Origin of the sequence: Rhodococcus sp. IEGM 1318 (assembly GCF_033142465.1) — a bacterium.
Classification (GTDB): Bacteria; Actinomycetota; Actinomycetes; order Mycobacteriales; family Mycobacteriaceae; genus Rhodococcus_F; species Rhodococcus_F qingshengii_B.
Genome location: NZ_JAWLSC010000013.1, coordinates 52,478 through 74,384, shown reverse-complemented (window position 1 = coordinate 74,384; position 21,907 = coordinate 52,478). Strand labels below are relative to the sequence as shown.

Annotated in this window: 17 protein-coding genes; 10 read left to right on the top strand and 7 right to left on the bottom strand. The window is 61.9% G+C overall.

Annotated elements, in window-relative coordinates; translation table 11 throughout:
- Positions 1-119: 119 nt before the first annotated feature.
- Positions 120-734, bottom strand: coding sequence for a helix-turn-helix domain-containing protein (locus R4P65_RS26175; protein WP_317828679.1), 615 nt, complete (start codon positions 732-734; stop codon positions 120-122).
- 104 nt (positions 735-838) lie between these two features.
- Here R4P65_RS26175 and R4P65_RS26170 point away from each other — a divergent pair, with 104 nt between their 5' ends.
- The 5 genes from R4P65_RS26170 (at position 839) to R4P65_RS26150 (ending at position 6,821) form a co-directional block, all read left to right on the top strand.
- Positions 839-1,390 carry a MarR family transcriptional regulator gene (locus R4P65_RS26170; protein WP_317828678.1) on the top strand — a complete coding sequence of 184 codons (552 nt, stop codon included), beginning with the start codon at positions 839-841 and terminating at the stop codon, positions 1,388-1,390.
- Positions 1,391-1,499: 109 nt separating this feature from the next.
- On the top strand, positions 1,500-2,699 hold the full coding sequence (locus tag R4P65_RS26165) for a homogentisate 1,2-dioxygenase (RefSeq protein WP_317828677.1): 1,200 nt from the start codon (positions 1,500-1,502) through the stop codon (positions 2,697-2,699).
- Positions 2,696-3,565, top strand: a complete 870-nt coding sequence (locus R4P65_RS26160) for a hypothetical protein (RefSeq protein WP_317828676.1) — start codon at positions 2,696-2,698, stop codon at positions 3,563-3,565. Before R4P65_RS26165 ends, R4P65_RS26160 begins: the two co-directional genes overlap by 4 nt.
- Positions 3,562-4,752, top strand: coding sequence for a fumarylacetoacetase (gene fahA / locus R4P65_RS26155; RefSeq protein ID WP_317828675.1), 1,191 nt, complete (start codon positions 3,562-3,564; stop codon positions 4,750-4,752). The genes R4P65_RS26160 and fahA overlap by 4 nt, the downstream gene beginning before the upstream one ends.
- A 176-nt stretch (positions 4,753-4,928) precedes the next feature.
- The gene (locus R4P65_RS26150) at positions 4,929-6,821 is read left to right on the top strand and encodes an FAD/NAD(P)-binding protein (protein WP_317828674.1); all 1,893 of its coding nucleotides are present in this window, start codon (positions 4,929-4,931) and stop codon (positions 6,819-6,821) included.
- Between the two features lie 53 nt (positions 6,822-6,874).
- Here R4P65_RS26150 and R4P65_RS26145 read toward each other — a convergent pair whose 3' ends face one another.
- The 4 genes from R4P65_RS26145 to R4P65_RS26130 all read right to left on the bottom strand — a co-directional run bounded on the left by R4P65_RS26145 (position 6,875) and on the right by R4P65_RS26130 (position 12,075).
- Positions 6,875-9,298: an ATP-dependent Clp protease ATP-binding subunit gene (locus R4P65_RS26145; protein WP_019745017.1), complete on the bottom strand. Its 2,424-nt coding sequence runs from the start codon at positions 9,296-9,298 to the stop codon at positions 6,875-6,877.
- Between the two features lie 114 nt (positions 9,299-9,412).
- Complete coding sequence (locus R4P65_RS26140) at positions 9,413-9,928, bottom strand: hypothetical protein (protein ID WP_317828673.1); 516 nt, start codon at positions 9,926-9,928, stop codon at positions 9,413-9,415.
- A 12-nt stretch (positions 9,929-9,940) separates the two neighbouring features.
- On the bottom strand, positions 9,941-11,176 hold the full coding sequence (locus R4P65_RS26135) for an MFS transporter (RefSeq protein ID WP_317828672.1): 1,236 nt from the start codon (positions 11,174-11,176) through the stop codon (positions 9,941-9,943).
- Positions 11,173-12,075, bottom strand: a complete 903-nt coding sequence (locus R4P65_RS26130) for an NAD(P)-dependent oxidoreductase (protein WP_317828671.1) — start codon at positions 12,073-12,075, stop codon at positions 11,173-11,175. Before R4P65_RS26130 ends, R4P65_RS26135 begins: the two co-directional genes overlap by 4 nt.
- A 108-nt stretch (positions 12,076-12,183) precedes the next feature.
- On the opposite strand from R4P65_RS26130, the gene R4P65_RS26125 reads away from it, so the two are divergent.
- On the top strand, positions 12,184-12,762 hold the full coding sequence (locus R4P65_RS26125; RefSeq protein WP_317828670.1) for a CGNR zinc finger domain-containing protein: 579 nt from the start codon (positions 12,184-12,186) through the stop codon (positions 12,760-12,762).
- A gap of 1 nt (position 12,763) precedes the next feature.
- Here the strand turns inward: R4P65_RS26125 and R4P65_RS26120 are convergent, their stop codons facing one another.
- Entirely contained in the window at positions 12,764-13,372 is a 609-nt protein-coding gene (locus R4P65_RS26120; RefSeq protein ID WP_317828669.1) for a TMEM175 family protein, read from the bottom strand.
- Between the two features lie 216 nt (positions 13,373-13,588).
- On the opposite strand from R4P65_RS26120, the gene R4P65_RS26115 reads away from it, so the two are divergent.
- The 3 genes from R4P65_RS26115 (at position 13,589) to R4P65_RS26105 (ending at position 17,274) form a co-directional block, all read left to right on the top strand.
- Positions 13,589-14,839, top strand: coding sequence for an MFS transporter (locus tag R4P65_RS26115; RefSeq protein ID WP_317828668.1), 1,251 nt, complete (start codon positions 13,589-13,591; stop codon positions 14,837-14,839).
- A 16-nt stretch (positions 14,840-14,855) separates the two neighbouring features.
- Positions 14,856-16,520 (top strand): amidohydrolase, encoded by a 1,665-nt coding sequence (locus tag R4P65_RS26110; protein WP_317828667.1) that lies wholly within the window; start codon positions 14,856-14,858, stop codon positions 16,518-16,520.
- Positions 16,521-16,617: 97 nt separating this feature from the next.
- Entirely contained in the window at positions 16,618-17,274 is a 657-nt protein-coding gene (locus R4P65_RS26105) for an LppP/LprE family lipoprotein (protein ID WP_317828666.1), read from the top strand.
- Positions 17,275-17,368: 94 nt separating this feature from the next.
- Here R4P65_RS26105 and R4P65_RS26100 read toward each other — a convergent pair whose 3' ends face one another.
- The gene (locus R4P65_RS26100) at positions 17,369-20,824 is read right to left on the bottom strand and encodes an indolepyruvate ferredoxin oxidoreductase family protein (RefSeq protein ID WP_317828665.1); all 3,456 of its coding nucleotides are present in this window, start codon (positions 20,822-20,824) and stop codon (positions 17,369-17,371) included.
- A gap of 321 nt (positions 20,825-21,145) precedes the next feature.
- Between R4P65_RS26100 and R4P65_RS26095 the strand changes: the two genes are divergently transcribed.
- A complete protein-coding gene (locus R4P65_RS26095) occupies positions 21,146-21,901 on the top strand; it encodes a MerR family transcriptional regulator (RefSeq protein ID WP_317828664.1) in 756 nt (251 codons plus the stop codon).
- Positions 21,902-21,907: the final 6 nt, after the last annotated feature.

The window sequence follows — 21,907 nt, the reverse complement described above, 5'->3', positions numbered from 1 at the left end:
CAGATTTGTAAGTGAATTCTAGGTAAGGACCCATCCTGCGTCTTCGTTTCCACAAAGCTGAAGCGATAATTCGCATTCACCGCGGAAGAAACAAGAATTGAATTCTAGAGTGACGCCGTTCAGCGAAGTACCAGTCCGATGACGTCTTCGACGTTCCGCTGGGCTTCTGCGAATCCGATCCGGCCACTGGTCCACAGCGCAAGGGCCGTCAACATCGTGCCGCCTACTGCCACGGCCGCAACCCGCGCCGTCTCGGCCGGAACACCGTCCATCAATTCGAACAGCATTCTCCGATGTGCAGCCGCGCGCAGATCCAACGACTCGATCACGAACTGATCCGAGGACGAATGGAGTTCGATCTCCAGCCGAGCGAAGTAGGGCCTACGCTCGAATGCCTTCATCTCGCGGCGATGAAGTGCCAGAACCCGCTCGTACACGTTGTTCTCTCCACCGTCTGCCCGCGACTTCTCAGGACTACTGGCCGATTCGAGACCGCTCCACGCCGTCATCGCCGCAGCAAGAAGTTGCTGTTTGGTCGGAAAGTAGCGATACAGCGTTCCGAGCGCGACACCCGAACGCTCCGAGACGTCTTTCATCTGGATTCGATCCGACGGCACCTCGGCCAGCATCTCGACCACCGCCGTGGTCAGTCGTCCTCTCCGCTCGAGTTGTCCCACCGACATGAGGTCGACGTCCAAGGGAAACTCGTCGCTGCGCACAGTCACGCGCGTCACGATAGTTCAGAATCTTGGCCACAGTGCCGGGTTGCGCAGTTTCATCAGAACCCCGAAATCTAATACATACATTAATCAACTCCAGATCGCGCTAGGGTTAGTCCATGACTGACCGGACAACCGATGACCAGCCAGCCGTCGGCGAGCTCAATTTCTGGTCGTTCATCGAACTGGCCAACAAGCGACTGGCCACTGAACACGGCTTTCGCGACCAGCTGGCCACCGAGGTACTGCTGACACTCAATCGGGCCTCGAACGTGGTCACCTACGATCTCGAGTCGTCGATCCACCGCCCTCGAGGCTGGTCATGGTCCTCCTTCCGACTGTTGTTCGTCACCTGGCTGGCCGGTCCGATCGAGCCGAAGGCTGCCGCCGAGCTCACCGGGATGAGCCGGGCCGCTGTCTCCAATCTGTCCAAGTCGCTACTGGCGGAAGGCCTAATCGATCGCCGCCCCACCGAGAACGACGGACGTTCGGTCCAGCTGTACCTGACCGACAAGGGCCGAGAAGCCATGGTCGAAGCGTTTCGCGAGCAGAACGAACGCGAACACGCCTGGGTCAGCGTCCTGAGCGAGGCCGAACAGCGAATTCTTGTCATGCTCCTGGACAAACTGATCACCAACCGCAGCCAGTTCGACGTACGCGGACGTAACTGACATAGACCCGAACCCCCTTGGAGGGTTGCGCCCATCACATCATTTTAGTTAATGTATTTACTATCTGGTGGAGGTGAGCCAGGCAGAACAGCACAGAAGGAGCCCCGTCATGGCGTTCTATCGACAACTCGGCAACATCCCACCGAAGCGTCACACCCAACACCGTGACGAGTCCGGCAACCTCTACTACGAAGAGCTGATGGGCGAGGAAGGTTTCTCCTCGGATTCTTCGTTGCTCTACCACCGCGAGATCCCGTCGGCCATCGTCGACGCAACAGTCTGGGAACTGCGCGATCAGAGCACAACCCCCAACCATCCCCTCAAACCGCGCCATCTGAAACTCCACACACTGTTTCCCGAAAGCACCTGGAACGAGACCGACGTGGTAACCGGCCGTCGTCTCATCCTCGGAAATGCCGACGTGCGACTATCCTACGTCGTTGCGGCGGCGCCATCTCCCCTGTACCGCAATGCAATCGGCGACGAGATGGTCTACATCGAATCTGGCGAGGCGACCGTCGAGACTGTCTTCGGCACACTCGAGGCCCGTGAAGGTGACTACGTCCTGATCCCGATGTCCACAACGCATCGATGGATCCCCAAGGGTGACAAACCACTTCGTGCCTACGCCATCGAAGCGAACAGTCACATCGTCCCGCCCAAGCGCTATCTTTCCCGCTTCGGCCAGCTACTCGAGAACGCACCGTTCTGTGAACGAGACCTGCACGGACCGACCGCGCCCATGATCGCCGAAGGCACCGACATCGAGGTACTGGTCAAGCACCGCACGTCGGCGGGCATCGTCGGCACCCGAATGGTTTATCCCACGCACCCTTTCGATGTCGTCGGTTGGGACGGATGCCTGTACCCGTACACCTTCAACATCTCCGACTACGAGCCGATCACGGGCCGTGTTCACCAGCCGCCGCCCGCGCACCAGGCATTCGAGGGGAACAACTTCGTGATCTGCAACTTCGTGCCCCGCAAGGTCGACTACCACCCCCTGTCGATCCCCGTGCCGTACTACCACTCGAACGTCGACTCGGACGAGATCATGTTCTACTGCGGCGGAGACTACGAGGCACGCAAGGGTTCCGGCATCGGGCAGGGTTCGATATCGATTCATCCCGGCGGCCACGCCCACGGCCCACAACCCGGCGCATACGAGCGAAGCATCGGCGCCGAGTTCTTCGACGAGCTGGCCGTGATGGTCGATACGTTCCGGCCCCTCGAATTGGGTGAGGGAGCCTTGGCCTGTGAAGACGAAGCGTACGCCTGGAGTTGGGCAGGGCGGGGGCCTCAGCAATGACGATCATCTCCCCACTCCTGCGCGGCCTGTGCGACGACGCAGCACTCTTCCCACCCGGCAATGCTCCTCTCGCCGAAGCAGTTCCGGCCCACGCGGCCTACCAGCAGGCGGACTATGACGCACTGGTCGGGCCCTTCGTCTTTCCCGCGCCGCGATTGAGCGAACTGGCCGCGTACGTTTCAGCTGACAACCCGGTGACGCTGAGTCTGACTGTGCCGGCCGGTCCAGCCGATACGGCGGCGGCACTGTCGAACGCGCTCGCTATCCCCGGTGTCAGCGTCGCCGCCGTCGAAGTGGGAATTCCTGACGGGTTGGACGCCGAAGCCGCCTTCGAGGAACTCGCTCCCGTCCATGCCGCTCATCCCGACCTGGACATTTTTGTCGAGGTACCCCGCGGTGATCGACGCGTGGACTATCTGACGGCGCTCGAAACCGCCGGGTACTCCGCGAAGTTTCGCACCGGAGGAATTGTCACCGAAGCGTACCCGGACGAGGACGAGCTCGCCGAAGCCGTGATATCCGTTGTCCGAGCGGGTATCCCGTTCAAGGCGACCGCGGGACTGCATCACGGCGTGCGCAATACCGATCCGGAGACAGGTTTCGAGCAGCACGGCTTCCTCAACATCATGGTGGCCGTCAACGCTGTGAGGCGGGGCGCCGACCGCTCGGAAGTTGTTGCTGCTCTGGCGCAACGCGATGGCGAATCGATCGCGCAAGCCCTGGCCGAACTGACCGCGGACGAGGCCGGCGAGGTGCGTCGCCGCTTCCTCTCGTTCGGGACCTGTAGCATTTCGGACCCTCTCACCGAGCTCGAAGGCCTCGGATTGATCGTCCGCTCCGACAAAACCGAAGGAACACTCGTATGACCGTCACGACCATCGACATTCCCGCCGACTCGTTGTTCGGGATCGACAATCTGCCATACGGCATCTTCTCCCCCGCCGGAGGATCACCCCGTGTTGGTGTACGGGTCGCCGACTCGGTGGTCGATCTCGCAGCGACACTGGGAGATTCCGTCTTCGCCGAACCGACTCTGAATGCGTTCATGGCGCTGGGCCGAGATCAGTGGATATCGGTGCGTAATCGGATCACGGATCTAGTGACCGGCGAAATAGACTCGGACGCAGTGTTTCCCGTCGACTCAGTCACAATGCACTTGCCGATCGCGGTGGCCGACTACGTGGATTTCTACGCGTCGGAAAATCATGCGACCAACCTCGGACGCCTGTTCCGACCCGACGCTGCCCCCTTGATGCCGAACTGGAAGTACCTTCCGGTCGGATACCACGGGCGCTCGAGCACCATCGTCGTCTCCGGCACCGATATCGTTCGCCCCTGCGGACAGCGCAAGTCACCCGATCAGGAGAACCCGGATTTCGGACCGTCCCGCCGCCTCGACATCGAGGCTGAAATGGGCTTCATCGTCGGAACTCCTTCGAAGATGGGCGATTCCATCACCCCGGACGACTTTGCCGAGCACGTCTTCGGCGCCGTCGTCGTGAACGACTGGTCCGCCCGGGACATCCAGGCGTGGGAGTACGTGCCCCTAGGTCCGAACCTGGGGAAGAGTTTCGCGACCTCCATCTCACCGTGGGTCGTACCCTTGCTCGCTCTCGAAGCAGCCCGAATCGACACTCCGGTGCAGGATCCCGAACCGCTTTCCTATCTGCGTGGTGAAGAGAAGTGGGGGCTGGACATCGACCTGGCCGTCGAATGGAACGGTCACGTCGTCTCCCGGCCGCCCTACGCACAGATGTACTGGTCGCCTGCGCAGATGCTCGCGCACACCACCATCAACGGCGCAGCAGCGAGCACCGGCGATCTCTTCGCGTCCGGAACCATTTCCGGACCGGACAAAGATCAGCGCGGCGCCTTCATCGAGCTGACGTGGGGCGGCAAGGAACCCGTGGCTGTGGGCTCCGAGACCCGTACCTTTCTCGAAGACGGCGACACCATCGCCATCTCAGCCACCGCTCCCGGCGTCGGCGGATCACGAATCGGCTTCGGGGATGTTCACGCTCGGATCCTGCCGGCAACGCAAACCGAAAGATAGTGATTGACAACTGTTTGATTCACGTTGATCTGATGTCCGGAATTCCTTGCCTCACGATCCTCCGAAGATAAGCTGGACTAACCATCCAGAGCGATCGAGAGTCCTGGCTCCGTGACGTCGCAGCAACCCCCTCTGCTGAGGTGCGGGTGCTTTCTGCCAGGTCCGATGGAGGACTCGTGCCAGGCGATCGACCCCGTACCTCAGTGGGGACAGCAGCTGTCGTCGTGATCGTGGGCGGTGGACCACGCGGGACCGGCGTACTCGAGCGGATCCTCGCTCACGAATCGGTGAACGCCGATCCCACACCGATCGACATTCACGTTGTCGACCCGTATCCGGCAGGCGCCGGCCGCATTTGGCGAGGCAGCCAGGCGCCGCTTCTGTGGATGAATTCGACAACCGCGGACGTCACGATGTTCACCGACGAGACCACCGCCGTAACCGGCCCGGTGCTGCCGGGACCGACACTCGCGGAATGGGTCGCCGAGCACTCGGCTGAACTTGCCGAATTCCCCGAAATCGCGGCAGAAGTTCCGATGATCACCCCGTCGTCGTTTGCATCGAGGTCACTGCAGAGCCGATACCTGAACTGGGTGTTCCAGACCGCGGTCGACACTGCACCAGCGCACGTCGACGTCCGAGTTCATCGACGATCCGTGGTCGACATCGTGAACGTCGGCAAGACACAGACGGTTCATCTGGATGACGGAGCTGTCATCGGCGCGACGGCCGTCCTTCTCGCACAAGGGCACCCCGATGCGTTGCCTGCCCCACGTGAAATCGCGCTGACCAGCTTCGCGTCCGATCACGGATTGACCTATGTAGGGCCGGGATACACCGCCGACCTCGATGCCGATGTCATCCCCGAACGCGAACCGGTTCTGATCGCCGGGCTCGGGCTGGCTTTCATCGACTGGATGGTTCTCCTCGCCGAGAGCCGCGGCGGCATCTTCGAACGCGGTGAGGACGGTGCCCTCACTTACGCTCCCTCGGGTCGGGAACCCCTGTTGTATGCCGGATCTCGTCGCGGCGTGCCGTATCACTCCAAGATTTCGTACTCGATCGCTGACGCTCGGCCACCGCTACCGCGGTTCTTCACCGCTGATCTTGTGCCCGGCGACGGACCGTTGGATTTCCGAAACGACATCTGGCCCCTGGCGTCGAAAGAACTGGCAGGCGCCCACTATCACGAACTGTTCGCGTCGCACCCGGATCGGACAGTGGGCACCTGGGAGGAGTTCGACGCCGAATTCGCCTCGCTGGCTTGGGGATCACCTCGATTGCAGGAACTGGTCGAGAACGCAGTCCCGAAGCCGGAAGACCGCATCGATCTCGAGCGGCTGAACCGCCCACTCGGCGGTGAGCGCTACGACGGACTCGCCGAGGTCCAATCCCGGATCAGCGAATACATCTCGGCAGACGTCGTGCGGAGGTCGGACCCGTATTTCAGCGCCGACGCCGCTGTCTTCTCAGCGCTGCTGTCGACATACATGACTGTCGGAGAATTGCTGCGGCGCGGCAGAATCCCGGCCGAATCCGTCGCCAAGGACGTCGAGGGTTGGCTTCATTCGTTCTTCAGCTTCATCGCCAGTGGTCCGCCACCCGAGCGACTGGAACAGTTGATCGCGCTCAACGAGGCCGGCATCGTCCAGTTCCTCGGGCCGGATTCGGTGTTCTCCACCGAGATCGACCCGGCAACGGGGGCTGGGATCTTTGTCGCTCGCAGTGCGTCGCACACCGACATCGTGGCCGCGAACACCCTCGTCGAAGCACGCTTGCCGGTTGCTTCCATCAGCGCGAGCGGTGACTCGCTCCTGCGGACGCTTCACGGTCGGGGCGAGGCAGTCGAACTTCGTGCGACCGTGGACAGTTCGGCGAAGCTCGCCGTCGACGGTACTTCACGAATTCTCGACCAGGACAACACAGCTCATCCTCGCCGCTTCGCGGCCGGGCCGTGGGTTGCAGGCCACAACTGGTCGGCGGCTTTCCCTCGTCCCCGTACCAATGCGGGGTTTTTCCGGCACAACGACGCCTTGGCTGCGGAGATTTTGGGCGCTGCGCGCCTGTGAGCGGTTAGGGAGTCCAGAGACTCCCTAACCGCTCACGGGGGCCTGTGCCCCTCCTAGCTGAACACCAACTCACCCTCGTCAACCGCAACGGTGATACTGCCGCCCTCTTCGAGGAGATCATCGAGCAGCATGTCGGCGATCTTGTCGTCGACCACACGCTGGATCGAACGACGCAACGGGCGAGCCCCGAACTCGGGTTGATGCCCGTGCTCGGCAATCCAGTCCACTGCGTCGGCGGTGAACTCGATGTCGATGCCCTTGGACTGCAACCGCTTCCGGCTGTCGTCGAGCAACAGATCAGTGATCCGGTGCAGTTGCTCGGTGTCGAGCTTGCGGAAGATCACGATCTCGTCGATGCGGTTGAGGAACTCCGGCCGCATCGATTCGCGCAACCTGGCCATCACGCGGTCGCGCAGTGGCTTCTCCGCCGACTCTGCATCACCTGTGGTGAAGCCGAGTCCACCGGACTTGCTCGAGATGATGTCCGAGCCGAGGTTGCTGGTCATGATCACGACAGTGTTCTTGAAGTCCACCGTTCGACCCTGGCCGTCGGTCAGACGCCCGTCGTCGAGCACCTGGAGCAAGGTGTTGAACACGTCCGGGTGTGCCTTCTCGATCTCGTCGAGCAGGATCACCGAGTACGGGTTACGACGCACCTGTTCCGTGAGCTGTCCGGCCTCGCCGTAGCCGACATATCCGGGAGGAGCACCGACCAATCGGCTTACCGTGTGCCTCTCACCGAACTCACTCATGTCGAAGCGCAGCATCTTGTTCTCGTCACCGAAGAGTGTGGCAGCCAGAGCTTTTGCGAGCTCCGTCTTGCCGACACCGGTAGGTCCGAGGAACAGGAAGCTACCGACGGGACGATCCGGATCGCTCATACCGGTCCGGCTACGACGCACCGCACGCGCGATTGCGCGAACGGCGTCATCTTGCCCGATGACACGACCGTGCAGTTCCTCTTCCAGACGGCGCAGGCGATCTTTCTCTGCTTGAGTCATCTGGCTGGCCGGAATACCCGTGGCACGGGCGACAACTTCGGCGATCTGTTCAGCGGTCACATCCGGAGTTTCCTCGGAAGGAACCGAGGATCCTGCCTTCTCGAGACGCTTTGCGACGCCGTTGATCTCGTCACGCAGGGTCGACGCCTTCTCGTACAATTCGTCGGCGACAGCTTTCTCCTTGTCGCTCTCGAGCTGCTCGAGACGTTGCTGCAGAGCAGCGGTGTCTACCGTGGCAGTCTTCAAACGAAGCCTGGCGCCGGCCTGGTCGATCAAGTCGATTGCCTTGTCCGGCAAGAACCTGTCGCCGATGTACCGTGCCGACAGCTCCACCGCAGCGGTGATCGCCTCGTCGGTGTAGTGCACCTTGTGGTGATCCTCGTACCGACTGCGCAGTCCGCTCAAGATGGCGATCGCGTCCTCGATCGACGGCTCTCCGACCTGTACGGGCTGGAAGCGCCGCTCGAGCGCGGGATCCTTCTCGATGTTCTTGCGGTATTCGTCGAGCGTGGTGGCGCCGACGATATGCAGTTCACCGCGAGCGAGCTTGGGCTTGAGGATGTTTCCGGCATCCATCGCACCTTCGGCGCCGCCTCCGGCACCGGCGATGGTGTGCATCTCGTCGATGAAGACGATCAGCTCGTCCTTGTGCGCGGTGATCTCGTCGATCACCTTGGTCAGCCGTTCCTCGAAGTCTCCGCGGTAGCGAGTACCCGAGACCATGCTCGAGAGTTCGAGCTGGACTATCCTCTTGCCCACCAACGATTCCGGGACATCCCCGTCGACGATGCGCTGGGCGAGACCTTCGACGATGGCAGTCTTGCCGACGCCGGCCTCACCCACCAGGACGGGGTTGTTCTTGGTGCGGCGGGAGAGGATCTCGATGGTCTGTTCGATCTCGTCGGCGCGGCCGATCACCGGATCGACGCCGCCGTTGCGTGCGCGATCGGTGAGATCGACGCCGTACTTGTCGAGCGTCGGTGTGGTGGACTCGTCTTCGACTGGACCGGCTGCAGGGTTCTGAACCGCTGCCTGCAGCTTCTCCGGCGTGATGCCTGCCGAAGCGAGCAGACGCCCCGGAACATGATCGGGGTCACCGGCCAATGCGATGAAGAGATGTTCGGGGTCGATGTACGTCGATCCCAGGGCTCGGGCCAGTTGATGAGCCTCGAGTAGAGCGGTTTTCACGGCGCTGCTGAGCGCAGGAGCAGAGTAGGCCCCCTGCTCACGGCCTTGTGGCAGCCGCAGGTCGACGGCGTCGACCACGGATTTCGGGTCGGCTCCGGCGCGCTGCATGAGCGTGCGGACCGGATCCTGCTCCGCCATGACGCGGAGAACGTGCAGTGCATCGAGATCCGAATCACCGCGAGCAGCCGCTACACGTGCAGCGTCAGCCATGAGTTGCTGGGTGGCCCTGCTCATGAGCCGGGAAATATCGATGCGACCGGGACCCTCGGGCCCGAAGAATGCTGGCATTCCGAAGCCTCCTTGCAGAAAGTTGAGCGTTACTGACTCAATTAACGTGCATGGGGCTCGATCAATTCCCGCGGGCTCAGATTTGTTTCAACACCTTCAGGACGAAGATCGTTCTCAACTGCCGAAAGATCCGGTAGATCGACCGACCGGGTACGCCTCGATGTGCATGATCACCGATCCCTCGCAGGGGCCACTCTTGATGTCGGTACGCCACGAACCTTTCAGGCTGCCATCGGGCTGAGGTGTGTAGTACGCGTCCGAGTGCGCCGGCGCCCACACCTTCGGCACACCCTCACCCTGGTAGCAATCCCACTCCCAGTCATAGGGGTGCACCCAACTGGTTCCGTCCCAGGTGTATTGCGCCGGCTGCGGCAAAGTCGGATTGGCGGGAGCCGGCCCGCCCACCACGGTGGCAACACACACTCCGCCCGAGCAGTCCGTCTCGAACGTGTACGTATCCGAGAAATCCGGCTCCCATTGGCTGGCGGCCAGACTTGTACCCGTCTTGGTCGCGGCGAAGCGCTTGAGCGAGTAATCACCGGACCAGTTCGCGTCCGCCGCCCCCGCGGGCATCGCCCCTGCTACCAACCAACCAGCAACCAGCGTGACCAGCACAAATGACTTCCGCATGCGTGAAGTGAATCACAAGCTATGTCCGATTTGTCGGATACTGGCCACAAGAACACCGATTACGATCAGCACCAGCGCCACCAACGGCAACGCTCCCGCATCCCTGTTCGCCAGGACCAGTCCACCCACAACGCCGCCCGCTGCGATCGCCGAATTGAAGATCGTCACGAAAACCGATTGCGCAGTGTCCACAGCGTCGCCCGTCGTGTCGGCGAGCGCAGTCTGAAGGAGAGTGGGAGCGCCTCCGAATGCCACGCCCCATACCGCAACGCTGAGTGCGATCACTACGAAGCTGTCACCGCCGACGCCCAACGCCGTCAAAGCTGCGGCAAAGACCACCAAGCTCAGCACGGTGAGACTTCGAAGGGCCCGGTCGACAAACACCCCGACCACACCGATGCCCACGAAGGCGAAAAGTCCGAACGCGAACAAAACGATTCCCAACCGATCGCCGAAACCGATGCGATCCAGAAACGCCGCCAGATACGTGTACACGATGTTGTGCGCGAAGATCCACAAGAACGCGACAAACAGAATCGGTCGTACGCCCGGCAGGACCAGGACTTTCCGCACCGACAGCTGCCGATCCGCTTGTTGCCCGGGAAAGTCCGGCATCACCGTGAGTATCCATACGACCAGAAGTAGCGCAGCAACCGACATCACGGCGAAGACGACGCGCCAATCGGCCAGGGTCCCGAGCCACGCACCCATCGGAACGCCGATTGCCAGCGCGATCGGCTGTCCGACGGAGGCAACCGCAACGGCCCGCCCCTGCAGGTGAGGGGGTGACATCCTGCGTGCGTACCCGGCAAGCAACCCCCACACCACACCTGCTGCCATGCCGGCCAGAAACCGAACACCCAAGGTGAGAACAAGATTCGACGACAGCGCTGTCACCAGATTGAAGACACCGAACCCGACAATCCCCGACACCAGGACTGCGCGTCGTCGCAATCCCCGGGTCAACGCGATCAGCGGTACCGCCCCGACGACAGAGCCCAATGCGTATGCAGTGACCAATTGCCCGGCGCCGGAGACAGATACGGACAGTCCTGACCCGATCTGCACCAGTAGTCCGGCCGGCATGGTTTCGGTTGTGATCGCGATGAAACCTGCCATTGCGAGTGCCGACAACCCGGCCAGCGGTAGTGTCCGGACGGAATCGGTCTCCGCCAGTGCCGAAGTCGCAGTCCCGTCCGAAGTCGTAGTCCCGTCCGAAGTCACAGTCCCGTCCGAGTTCGCGCTCACCTCGTCGGTGTTTCGGGACTGCCTTCACCCGACTGGCCGGAACGGACCAGTTCTGCAATCGACGCCCAGTCCATCTCGCCCTGACCGTTCGCCAGAGCCTGAGCGAGCACGCCTCGAAGTACGCCACCGAACGGCAAATCCAGATCGACGCTGTCGGCGACGTCGAGCGCAAGCCTCAAATCCTTGAGGCCCAGAGCGGTGGTGAATCCTGCAGGCTCGTACTGACGCGTCGCGACGAGGTTTCCGTAACTGGAGTAGACCGGCCCCGGGAAGATCGTCGAGGTCAGCAGTTCTACGAGTCGGCTTCCGTCCACACCTGACCTCTCCCCCAATGTGATTGCCTCACCCAAGGATTGAATCGCAGAGAGGATGAGGTAATTGCCGATGATCTTGACGATGTTGGCCTGCTCCGGACGCTCACCTTGTGGCCACGTGCGAGCCCCGATGACGTCGAAGAACGGCTGTACTCGCTCGAGAAGTGCTTTGTCGCCGCCGGCGATGATGTTCAACTGACCAGCCTGAGCGACAGAAACGCGTCCGAACACCGGCGCCGCGATGTAACCGATGCCGTGCTCGGCGTGCAGTGCGGCGGCGCGCTTGGCAATGCCGACGCTGACGGTGGCCATGTTGACGTGCACGGTGCCGGACGGAACGGATGCGAGTACGGCGGGATCCAGAATGGCCGCAGACACGGCCGAATCATCTGCCAACATCGACAGCACAACACCGGACTGGAATGCCTCGGCAACGGTTTTCGCGCCGGTCGCACCTTCTGCGACCAGTTCGGCTACCGCTTCAGGGCTGCGATTCCACACCGTCACGTCGAAGCCTGCACCCATCAGATTTCGAGCGATGGGACGACCCATCGCGCCCAAACCGACCACGGAAACAGAAGTCATGGATTTCCCTCTCGAGAGTCTTGAACCATCTAAGACGGTTCAACACTCTCACACGGGTACAGTTGCTGTCGAACCGGTTGAGATGGTTCACCACAGAGGAGGACAAAAGTGAACGAAGCAGGAGATGATCAATCCGCTCGGGACGTCTTTCGGCTCGACAACGACACACTCGCGTTCCGCTTCACCGCCACCCTCACCAATCGGAACGGCTCGAGGCTCGAGCGACTCACAAGCCCGCAGCGGCTCGAATTATGGTTACGCGCCAACGATCTGATGAACACCACAGCAAGAGCGACGGCAGACGACCTCCGCGACGCGCAGGATTTACGTGAGTCCATTCATCGCATTGGAACCGCCGTGTGCGAGAACCGCCAGGCCTCACGCGCCGATGTCGCTGTCGTCAACACCGCATCCGAACTCGGCGGCGCCCACCTCGTCCTTCACGACGGCCGAGCTCTCTGGAAATCGACCGGAGGCAGTCCGATCCATAACGCCCTGTCGATCGTGGCAGCCGACGCGATCGCGGTACTGGGCGGCCCCGACCGCGACCGCGTCAAAGCATGCCAAGGCGACGGGTGCACCGGCCTCTACGTCGATACCAGCCGCGGCAGCAACCGACGCTGGTGCTCGATGAACATCTGCGGAAACAAGGCGAAGAAATCCGCGATGACCGCGCGTGCCGACTAGCTCATTTCACCTTCGCCGCCACTCGATCCCACAGCTTCTCGATCGGGGTCGACAGCAGGAGAAGCAGCAACGGGAAGTACGACGTCGCCGGGACAAGCACGCTGACGAGCAGTGCCACCGCCATTATCAGGAAGGTGACGATCTCGGCCGTGAAATGCGGCTTTGCACTCTCTTCGCTCAACGACGGGTTGCGGACCAGTCCCCACGCGACCACCGCCAGGCACGCGGCGCTGGCGGCCATCGTCCCGATGTAGAGGGCCCTGGTTCCCAGGTCCGGGGACGGCGCTGCAACCAGCGCCGTCGGGAAGGGCAGGAACACGATGGTCAGTACCCACAACCCCAGTCCGCGCACAACCACCTTGTCTGCGTCGACCACAAAGCGAAGGAGTCGATGCTGCGACCACCACAGGCGGAAGATCACGAGAAAGCTCAGGGCGAAGGAGTAGAACTGCGCAGAGTGTTCGCGCAGCAGTTCCGACGTGGTTCCGTGGTGGTCGCTGGTCAACTCGACCAACGGCAGGACGAGCAGCGTGATCGCGATGGCAACTATCGCGTCGATGAAAGTGACGTAGCGCTCGAAGTAGCGGGTTCGTTCCGCGATCTCAGCCATTGCGGAAGCATAAGCCTCACAACAAGAAACAGACCGGTGACGCCACTGCGCGGGAGTCAGGATCCCGAAACATACAATTAACGAATCAAATTCGTTATACCTCTTGACCGAGCCCTCGGTCGTCCCCATACTTAACGAATCACATTCATTAAGTGACTCGCATCACGCCATCAGGGGTCGGTTCCGCCACCCCCTTCAGGACTTGGGGTTGCCCTAGTGCCAAACAACGCTTCTGCGAATACGAAGTCAGACCGGGTTCCACTCACCACCAACCGTGGTGTTGCCGTCTTCAGTATCGGCGTCATGGGGTTCATCACCGCGAACCTCATCCCCCTGATGATCGTGGCAATGGTCGAGGACCTCGGTGTCACCGAATCTGCCGCCGGTGCAGTTCTGACCGCATCGCTGCTGGTCTGCGCGGTCACCTGCCTCGCCAGCACGCGGATCGCATCGGGTCCGCATCGCCATCTCCTCGGCCGCATCAGTCTGATCGCGATGGCGGCCGCATTCGGCGTCGCGGCCATCGCACCGTCGACGGCAATCGCGTGTGCCGCGATCATCATCGGCGGTGTCGGCGCTGGTGGAGCCGCATCCGTCGGTGGCGCGGCACTGGCCGCGCTCACGAACCCAGACCGGGCATCGAGCATCAGCGGGCTCGTGAACCGTCTCGTCGTCACAGCGGTCCTCGCTCTCATTCCCATCCTCGGCACACATATGACCAACGCCTTCGGCATCGTCGCAGTCCTGGCACTGGCTACCGCAGCAACGGTCACCTGGTTGCCGTCGTCCCCGGTGAAAGAGTCGCCGGAGACGGCGAAGTCCACCAAGGCGACCACAACTCTCCCCGCCGGGGTAAGCGCGAAACGACTCACTTTTGCCGGGACTGCCTTCCTCGCGATGCTCGCCGTCTGGGCGATCAGTGAGGACTCACTGTGGGCAGTACTCGGCATCATGGGTTCCGAGCACGCCGGGCTCTCGGATCAACAAATGAGTCTCGCACTGAGCGCATCAACGGCGGGTGGTGTGCTCGCGGCTGTTACCTTGACCGCGTTGGGTTCTCGGGTCAGTCGGACAGTATCGATCTCCGTGCTACTGATACTCGGGGCAATCCTGAAGCTGTCTGCCAGCCTCACCACCGATCCCACGATCTACCTCGCACTGGTCATCGCGTGGAACACGATCTACGCGGCCACGTTCATCGTCTTGGTTGCCATCTCGGCCGCGCTCGACGCGGCCGGCCGATGGTCCGCCCCACTGCTGGGTACCTACCTCATCGGCTCCGCGTTTGCGCCGTTGTTCGGCACCTCGGTGACTGCGAGCCTCGGGTATCCGACCTTCGGAGTCATCATCTCGGGGATCAGCTTCGTCTTGTTGGTCCCGTTCGCCTTGGTTTCCCGGCTCTCCGTGCGTACCGAGGGTGCGTATCGTCACCACAGCGCCGCCATCACTACTACCGTCATCGCGTAAGGATCACGTAGAAGTCATGAATGACAACATCACTCACTACCGCAACGGAAAGATCTTCACCGCTGCCGAGGACGGGTGGGCCGAATCGATAGTCGTCGAGGGCCAACAGCTCAGATTCGTGGGCGAAACCGTCTATGCCGATATCCTGGCTCCCGACGCCGAGGTGATCGACCTCGAAGGTGCCCTCGTGCTCCCCGGTTTTGTCGACGCCCATACGCATTTAGTCATGATGGGATTTGCGCTGCAGAAACTCGATCTCCTCGATGCCACCGATCTTGCCGACATTCAGTCCAGCATCCGGCAATTCGCGGAATCGAACCCGGACGCACCACGCCTGCTGGGTCGCAGTTGGTTGTTCTCCGCGCTGGACGGAGGGCACCCGACGCGAGAAATGATCGACGCCGTCGTGCCCGATCGCCCGGTGTACCTCGACGCCAACGACGTACATTCGGTCTGGGTGAACACTGCAGCACTGCGAGAACTCGGCATCGACGCGGACACGCCCGACCCGATCGGCGGTCGTATCGGCCGGGACCCGGACACCGGAGAAGCCACCGGAATGCTGTACGAGACGGCCATGATGCTCTACGTCTGGCCGAAACTGGCGGAGCTCGCATCCGACGAAGACCGGGACGCCGCCCTCTCGCTCGCGTTCCGCCACTATCTCGAGGACGGCGTGACCGGCGCGGTCGACATGGCGCTCGGCGCGGACGAATTAGCCTCGCTGGAAAGAGCATTGGACGCAGGAGACGGAACACTGCCGCTGCGCGTCGCGGCTCACTGGCTGATGACCCGCGAGGACAACGAAGCCGACAACGTCCGACAAGTTCACGACGTGATCGAACTCCACGAGCGCGTCCAAGGTCCGTGGCTCCGTATCGCCGGAATCAAGATCATCATCGACGGTGTGATCGACAGCTGCACTGCCGCAATGAAAGAGCCGTACTCTGACGGCACCAACGCCGAGCCAATCTGGGATCTCGAGTCCTTGATCCCCGTCGTGACAGCCGCTGACGCCGCGGGCCTGCAGATCGCGATGCACGCGATCGGCGACGAAGCGTCGGAGATCGGTTTGACGGCACTCGAGTACGCGATCGCCGCCAACGGAGACATTCCCCGCAGGCACCGAATGGAACACTTGGAGTCGATCACACGAGACAACGTCGAACGGCTTGCCCGCCTGGGCATCATCGCCTCGATGCAGCCAGTTCACGCTGACCCTGCGATTCAAGAGAACTGGCAGGCGATGCTCGGTGACTATCGCGTGAACCGCGCATACCCCTGGCCTGAATTCACCGAGGCCGGAGCGGTTCTGGCGTTGGGTTCGGACGCTCCGACGGCTCCTCACCCGCCGCTGCCGAACATGTTCATAGCCACCACCCGCCGATCCGCAATCGATCCGTCGCTTGCACCCAATCTGCCGAAGTACGCCCTCCCCCTCGCGGACGCGCTGGCTCACGCAACTCGTGACGCTGCCTACTCGTGCAGGTGGGAAGAGGTGACCGGCCAACTGGTTCGGGGTAAAGCAGCCGATTTTGTCGTGCTGAAACAAGATCCGTTCGCCGAAGGGGTCGATTCTCTCCTGACCACGGAGATCGCGAAGACCGTGGTTGCCGGATCCGTGCGATACGACGCATCCGAAGTTGCGAACACCGGAGCCGCGAACAGCGAACCCCGATAGCCGATCGTTACCAGTTGTTCGATAACGCAAACGCATATCCCGGCGACAGAACGAAGGAGGGACTTGAACACGTGAACCCACACTCTCTGGAGGACGCATGCGCAGGAAAGCTCCGATTTCGGTCGTAGCCGCGGCCATTGCACTGGTGACGGCCACCGCCCTGACGGTCGCCGGTTGCGGGTCGACCGAAGGAATCCCTGAGGCGGCGGCGAGGTCAACGGCAGCAAGTTCGGCGGCGGCGTCTTCGACTGCAAGCGAGTCCGAGACGACGGTAGCGAGTTCTCGCCCGCCACAATCGGACGCCCGCACAAGCGCACCCACGATGGCGACTACGACAGCAATCCCCGCTTCGGGTCCCTGTCTCGACGTCGGCTCTCCGTTCGTCACCGATGCTGTAAGCACGCTGGGTACCGACGTCAACGGAGGTAACTGGATACCGACGTCCTCGAGCGAAGAACAGATCGGTAATTGCCCTGACCTGCTCTGGGTTTCGGTCGATGGCGACGGCGTCGGCGATGCAACGTATCAAACACACGTTCTGTTCTTCCGCGACGGAACATACCTGGGCACGGCTACCAGTAAGCCGTATTCGTACACACACGTCATCGACAGCAACAAGGATTCGGTGTCCGTCCAATACCGATGGCTGCTGGACGACGACGCATTCTGCTGCCCCCAAGGAGGACCGAACATCGTGAACTTCACGTGGAACGGCGGCGCCGTGGTTGCCGACGGTCAGTTCCCGCCCTCCTGAACCTGTCTACGTACGATTCGGCTCCGAACACAACTGTGCCCCAGCAACAACGGTCACTGGGGCACAGTCTTCTTCGATCTACTCGCCGACGCTCCTACTCACCTACACCGAGTTCGCGTAGGCGAGTCTTGTACAGCTCGATGTTGCCGAGCTTGATGTCCTCGTAGCCACGAACCACGTCCGGCAGCGCCGCGATCTCGACGGCGCGATCGTATCCGTCGGTGCCGAGCGTACGAGAGAGATCAGCGATCATGGCCTCGTACTCGGCGAGCAGTTCACGCTCGACCTTGCGGACGTGCATGTAGCCGAAGGGGTCGAGCTTGGTGCCGCGAAGCTTCTTGCCCTTGGCCAGAACCTTGAGTGCAACATGCGACTTGGGTCCGAGACCGATCTTCTTCTTGCGACCCATCACTCGAAGGATCGGCGGGTGGAGCTTGTAGGTCAGGTTCTCCCCGGCCGGCACCTGCGACTTGACGTCTTCGATGAAAGCGGGGTCGACCAGCATACGAGCCACTTCGTACTCGTCCTTGTACGCAGTGAACTTGAACAGGCCGCGGGCAACCGCTTCGCTGAAGTCGGTCCGCTCGGTTGCGGCACGCTCGGCGGTCCAGACTGCCTGGACCTGATCGATGTAGCGCTGGGCGATCTTGACGGACTGGAACTCGATGAGCTGCGCAGCACGCAGTTCCACCAGTCGCAGGGTTTCACCGGTGAAGGTGGTTCCGGCGAACATGTGAGCCGGTGCGACAACGGGTTCGCGGACAGACTTGGCCGGCGTGGTGACGGCCGAGAATGCAGCGGTGTCGGCAATTGCTGCGCGACCCCAACGGAATGCTGCGATGTTCGCGTCCACGGCAACGCCGTTGATGCCGATCGCTTCTTCGATGGCCTCGGCCGGCAGACGAAGTCCGCCGCTCTGGTAGGCCGCACCGATCAGCAGGAAGTTGGCGGCTGCGGTGTTACCGAACAGTTCCTGCGCCGCGGCGAGGGCGTCAAACGAACGCAGGGTGCGCGACACCTTGTCGAGACGGGCGAGGAGTGACGTCTCCTCGGGGTAGCGAACAGCCTTGTCGTAGACCATGTCTCCGGTCGGCGTCTGCGACGTCGACGCGATGGAGACCGTCTTCTCGGCGTTACCGTAGTCGAGGTTCTTGTTGTCCGTCGCGGTCAGCAGGTCGAATGCGACGATGCAATCCGCACTGCCCGGGGTGAGACGGTTGGACGGCTCGAGCGCGCTGGAGCTGAAACGTAGGTGCGAGACAACGGGTCCGGCCTTCTGGCTCAGTCCGATCTGGTCAAGGCTCTCCACCTCGAGGCCGGCGCGCAATGCCGCAGTGGCGAGCACCTGGTTGACGGTCACGATGCCGGTTCCGCCGATACCTGCCAGGAAAACGTTCTGTGTGGTGGTGAGCGGGCCGAAATCAGGATCTGCGACGACCGGCGGGACGGGACGTGCGGCCTTGGGAGCCTTCTTGCCCGGTACCAGTTCGACGGTCACGAACGACGGGCAATCTCCGTCCATGCAGGTGTAGTCGGTGTTGCAGGACGTCTGATCGATCTTCGTCTTGCGGCCGTACTCGGTGTCCACGGGCTGGACCGAGAGGCAGTTCGACTTGACGCCGCAGTCACCGCACCCCTCGCACACTGCCTCGTTGATGACGACGCGAGTGTTGCGAGTGGGCAGCGTGCCGCGCTTGCGCTGACGACGAGCGTCGGCCGCACAGTGCTGGTCGTAGATCAGCACAGTGACGCCCTTGATCTCGCGAAGCTCCTTCTGAGCCTCGTCGAGGCGATCGCGGTGCCAGAGCTTGGTTCCCTTGGCCAGTGCACGCTTGTTGTGACGCGAGGGCTCGTCAGCGCAGATGATGATCTGCTTGACGCCCTCGGTGGTCAGCTTGTGGCTGAGTTGAGCAACGGAGAGGGCACCTTCCGCGTCCTGTGCACCGGTCATCGCCACTACCTCGTTGTAGAGCAACTTGTAGGTGATGTTCACGCCTGCAGCGATGCACGCCTGGACAGCCAACTGACCGGAGTGGAAGAAGGTGCCGTCGCCGATGTTCTGGAACAGGTGAGGCACGTCGGTGAACGGTGCCTGCCCGATCCACTGGCTGCCCTCGCCGCCCATCTGCGTCAGACCGGTGACAGCGCTGTCCTCACGGCCGGACATGGTGACGAGTGTGTGGCAACCGATTCCGCCGCCGCCGATGGAACCCTCGGGGATAGCAGTGGAACGGTTGTGGGGGCACCCGCTGCAGAAGTACGCGGTTCGCTTGGCGGAGAGCACGTTCAGCGACAGCGGGGCCGGGAGGGTGCGCTTGAGCTCGACGTGTGGCTTGAGTACGCGGCGCAACGGGGCGAGCAGCCGACCTGCGGTCAGTTCACCGCTGGCAGGCATGAGCAGACGGCCCTGGCCGTCACGCTTGCCGATGATGCGTGGGGCATCGTCGGTGCCGTACAGGACTTCCCGGATCTGCGCCTCGATGAACGCGGTCTTGTCCTCGACCACGACGATCTGCTCGAGACCTTCGGCGAACTCGCGAACCTTCTCACCCACAACGGGATAACACATGCCGATGCGAAGGAGACGGATCCCGGCGCGGTGCAGCGCGGCGTCGTCGACACCGAGGTCTGCCAGCGCCTGCCGGACGGAGTCGAAAGTTGTACCGGTGGCGGCGATACCAATCTTCGCACCGGAGGGGTTGACCTCGATCACATCGAGATTGTTGGCAGTTCCGTACGCGTGCACGAGATCCCATCGCGGGCCGTACAGATCGGCCTCGGCGATGACACTGTCCGGCGGCGCGGCCATCTGACGCTGCTTGTAGACGAAGGGCTTGCCCTCGAACTGCACCTCCGGAACCACGATGTCGAAGTCCGCGATGCTGCCGTCGATCGTCCAGGCACCGTCGGCGACGTCGGCGACGATCTTGAGCGCCACGACACAACCGGACACACGCGAGAGTGCAACAGCGTGCATACCCATCGTGATGATCTCTTCGGCATTGCGCGGGAACAGAACCGGCACACCCATCGCGGCAAGCGAACGCTCACTGACGGCAGGAACCGTAGATGACTTCGACGCCGGGTCGTCGCCCACCAGCAGGACGACGCCACCCTTGGGGTTCACGCCGTACATGTTGGCGTGGCGAATGGTGTCTGTAGCGCGGTCGACGCCTGGGCCCTTGCCGTACCAGACACCGGTCACGCCGTCGTGGGTCGCGGTTCCTGCAGGGAGGTCCGTCTGGCTTCCCCACACCGCGGTGGCAGCAAGTTCCTCGTTGAAGCCGGGGATGAAGGTGATGTCGTGCTCCGCGAGCACCTTGGGCATCCCGTGAAGCATCTTGTCGACGCCGCCAAGGGGGCTGCCCTGGTAACCGGACACGAAGGTGGCAATACGCTTACCTGCTCGAATGTCGCGAACGTGCTGCTCGACGAACCCGCGTGCAATTGCCTGAACACCGGTCAGCAACACCGGTCCCGATCCCGACCGGTACCGATCATCGAGGTCATAGGGCTTGGCCTGGGCTACGCCCGATACCAGTTCAGTCATCGTGGACCACCGTTCCGTCTGCAGTGCTTTTCAACTACCGTGCATTCTCAACAACCGCGTAACTCGATCTGTTCAGATGATCGTGGTCGAGGTATGTGAAAGCGTCAACAGAGGCTCGTTCAACTATTCAAATTGACAATTTGTGAGCCAAATCACGTGACCTAGGTCATCGAATCAATCAGTTGGAGACCTGTTCGTGGCGATACGGCGAAACGGACATAAAACATTCCAGACAATGCAAACCGAGAACCTCCTTGACATTGACGCAACGTCAACTTGCATGCTGAATGAGCACAACCGATCCGAGAGTAGGAACTCCACGTGAGCGAATGGTCCATCCAAGAACTCGCCAAATCCGCCGGTACCACCAGCAGAACACTGCGTCACTACGGCGATCTCGGACTCCTGGAACCGAGTCGCATCGGCGCCAACGGCTACCGCTTCTACAACGAAAACGCCATGGTGCGGTTGCAACGCATCCTGTTGCTCCGAGAACTTGGACTCGGATTGCCGGCCATCGCCGAAGTCCTCACCGGCGAACGCGACACGGCCGCCGCGCTGCGCACCCATCTCGAACTTCTCGAGCAAGAGCGCACGCGAATCTCGAGACAGATCGAATCTGTCAACACGACCTTGAACAAGACGAAGAAAGGTGAATCACTCATGCCGGAAGATGTTTTCGACGGGTTCGACCACACCCGATACAAGGACGAGGTCATCGAGCGTTGGGGCAAGGACGCTTACACCAGCGGCGACAACTGGTGGCGATCGATGTCCGAGCAGGACCGGAAAGCGCATTTGCAGACTCAAGCTGACATCGCTGAGGCATTCGGCACCGCACTGTCAGCTGGCCTGTCCGCGGAGAGCGACGACGTCCAGTCGATTACCCAGAGACAGTTCGAGTGGATAAAGATCGGTTGGCAGGGAAGGACTCCCAGCGCCGACGCTTTCACCGGACTCGGACAGATGTACGTCGACGATCCCCGCTTCACTGCAAACTACGACAGGTACGGCGACGGCACCGCTGTGCTGGTCCGTGATGCGATGAAGGTCTACGCCGAGCGCAACCTGCACTAGCCGGTA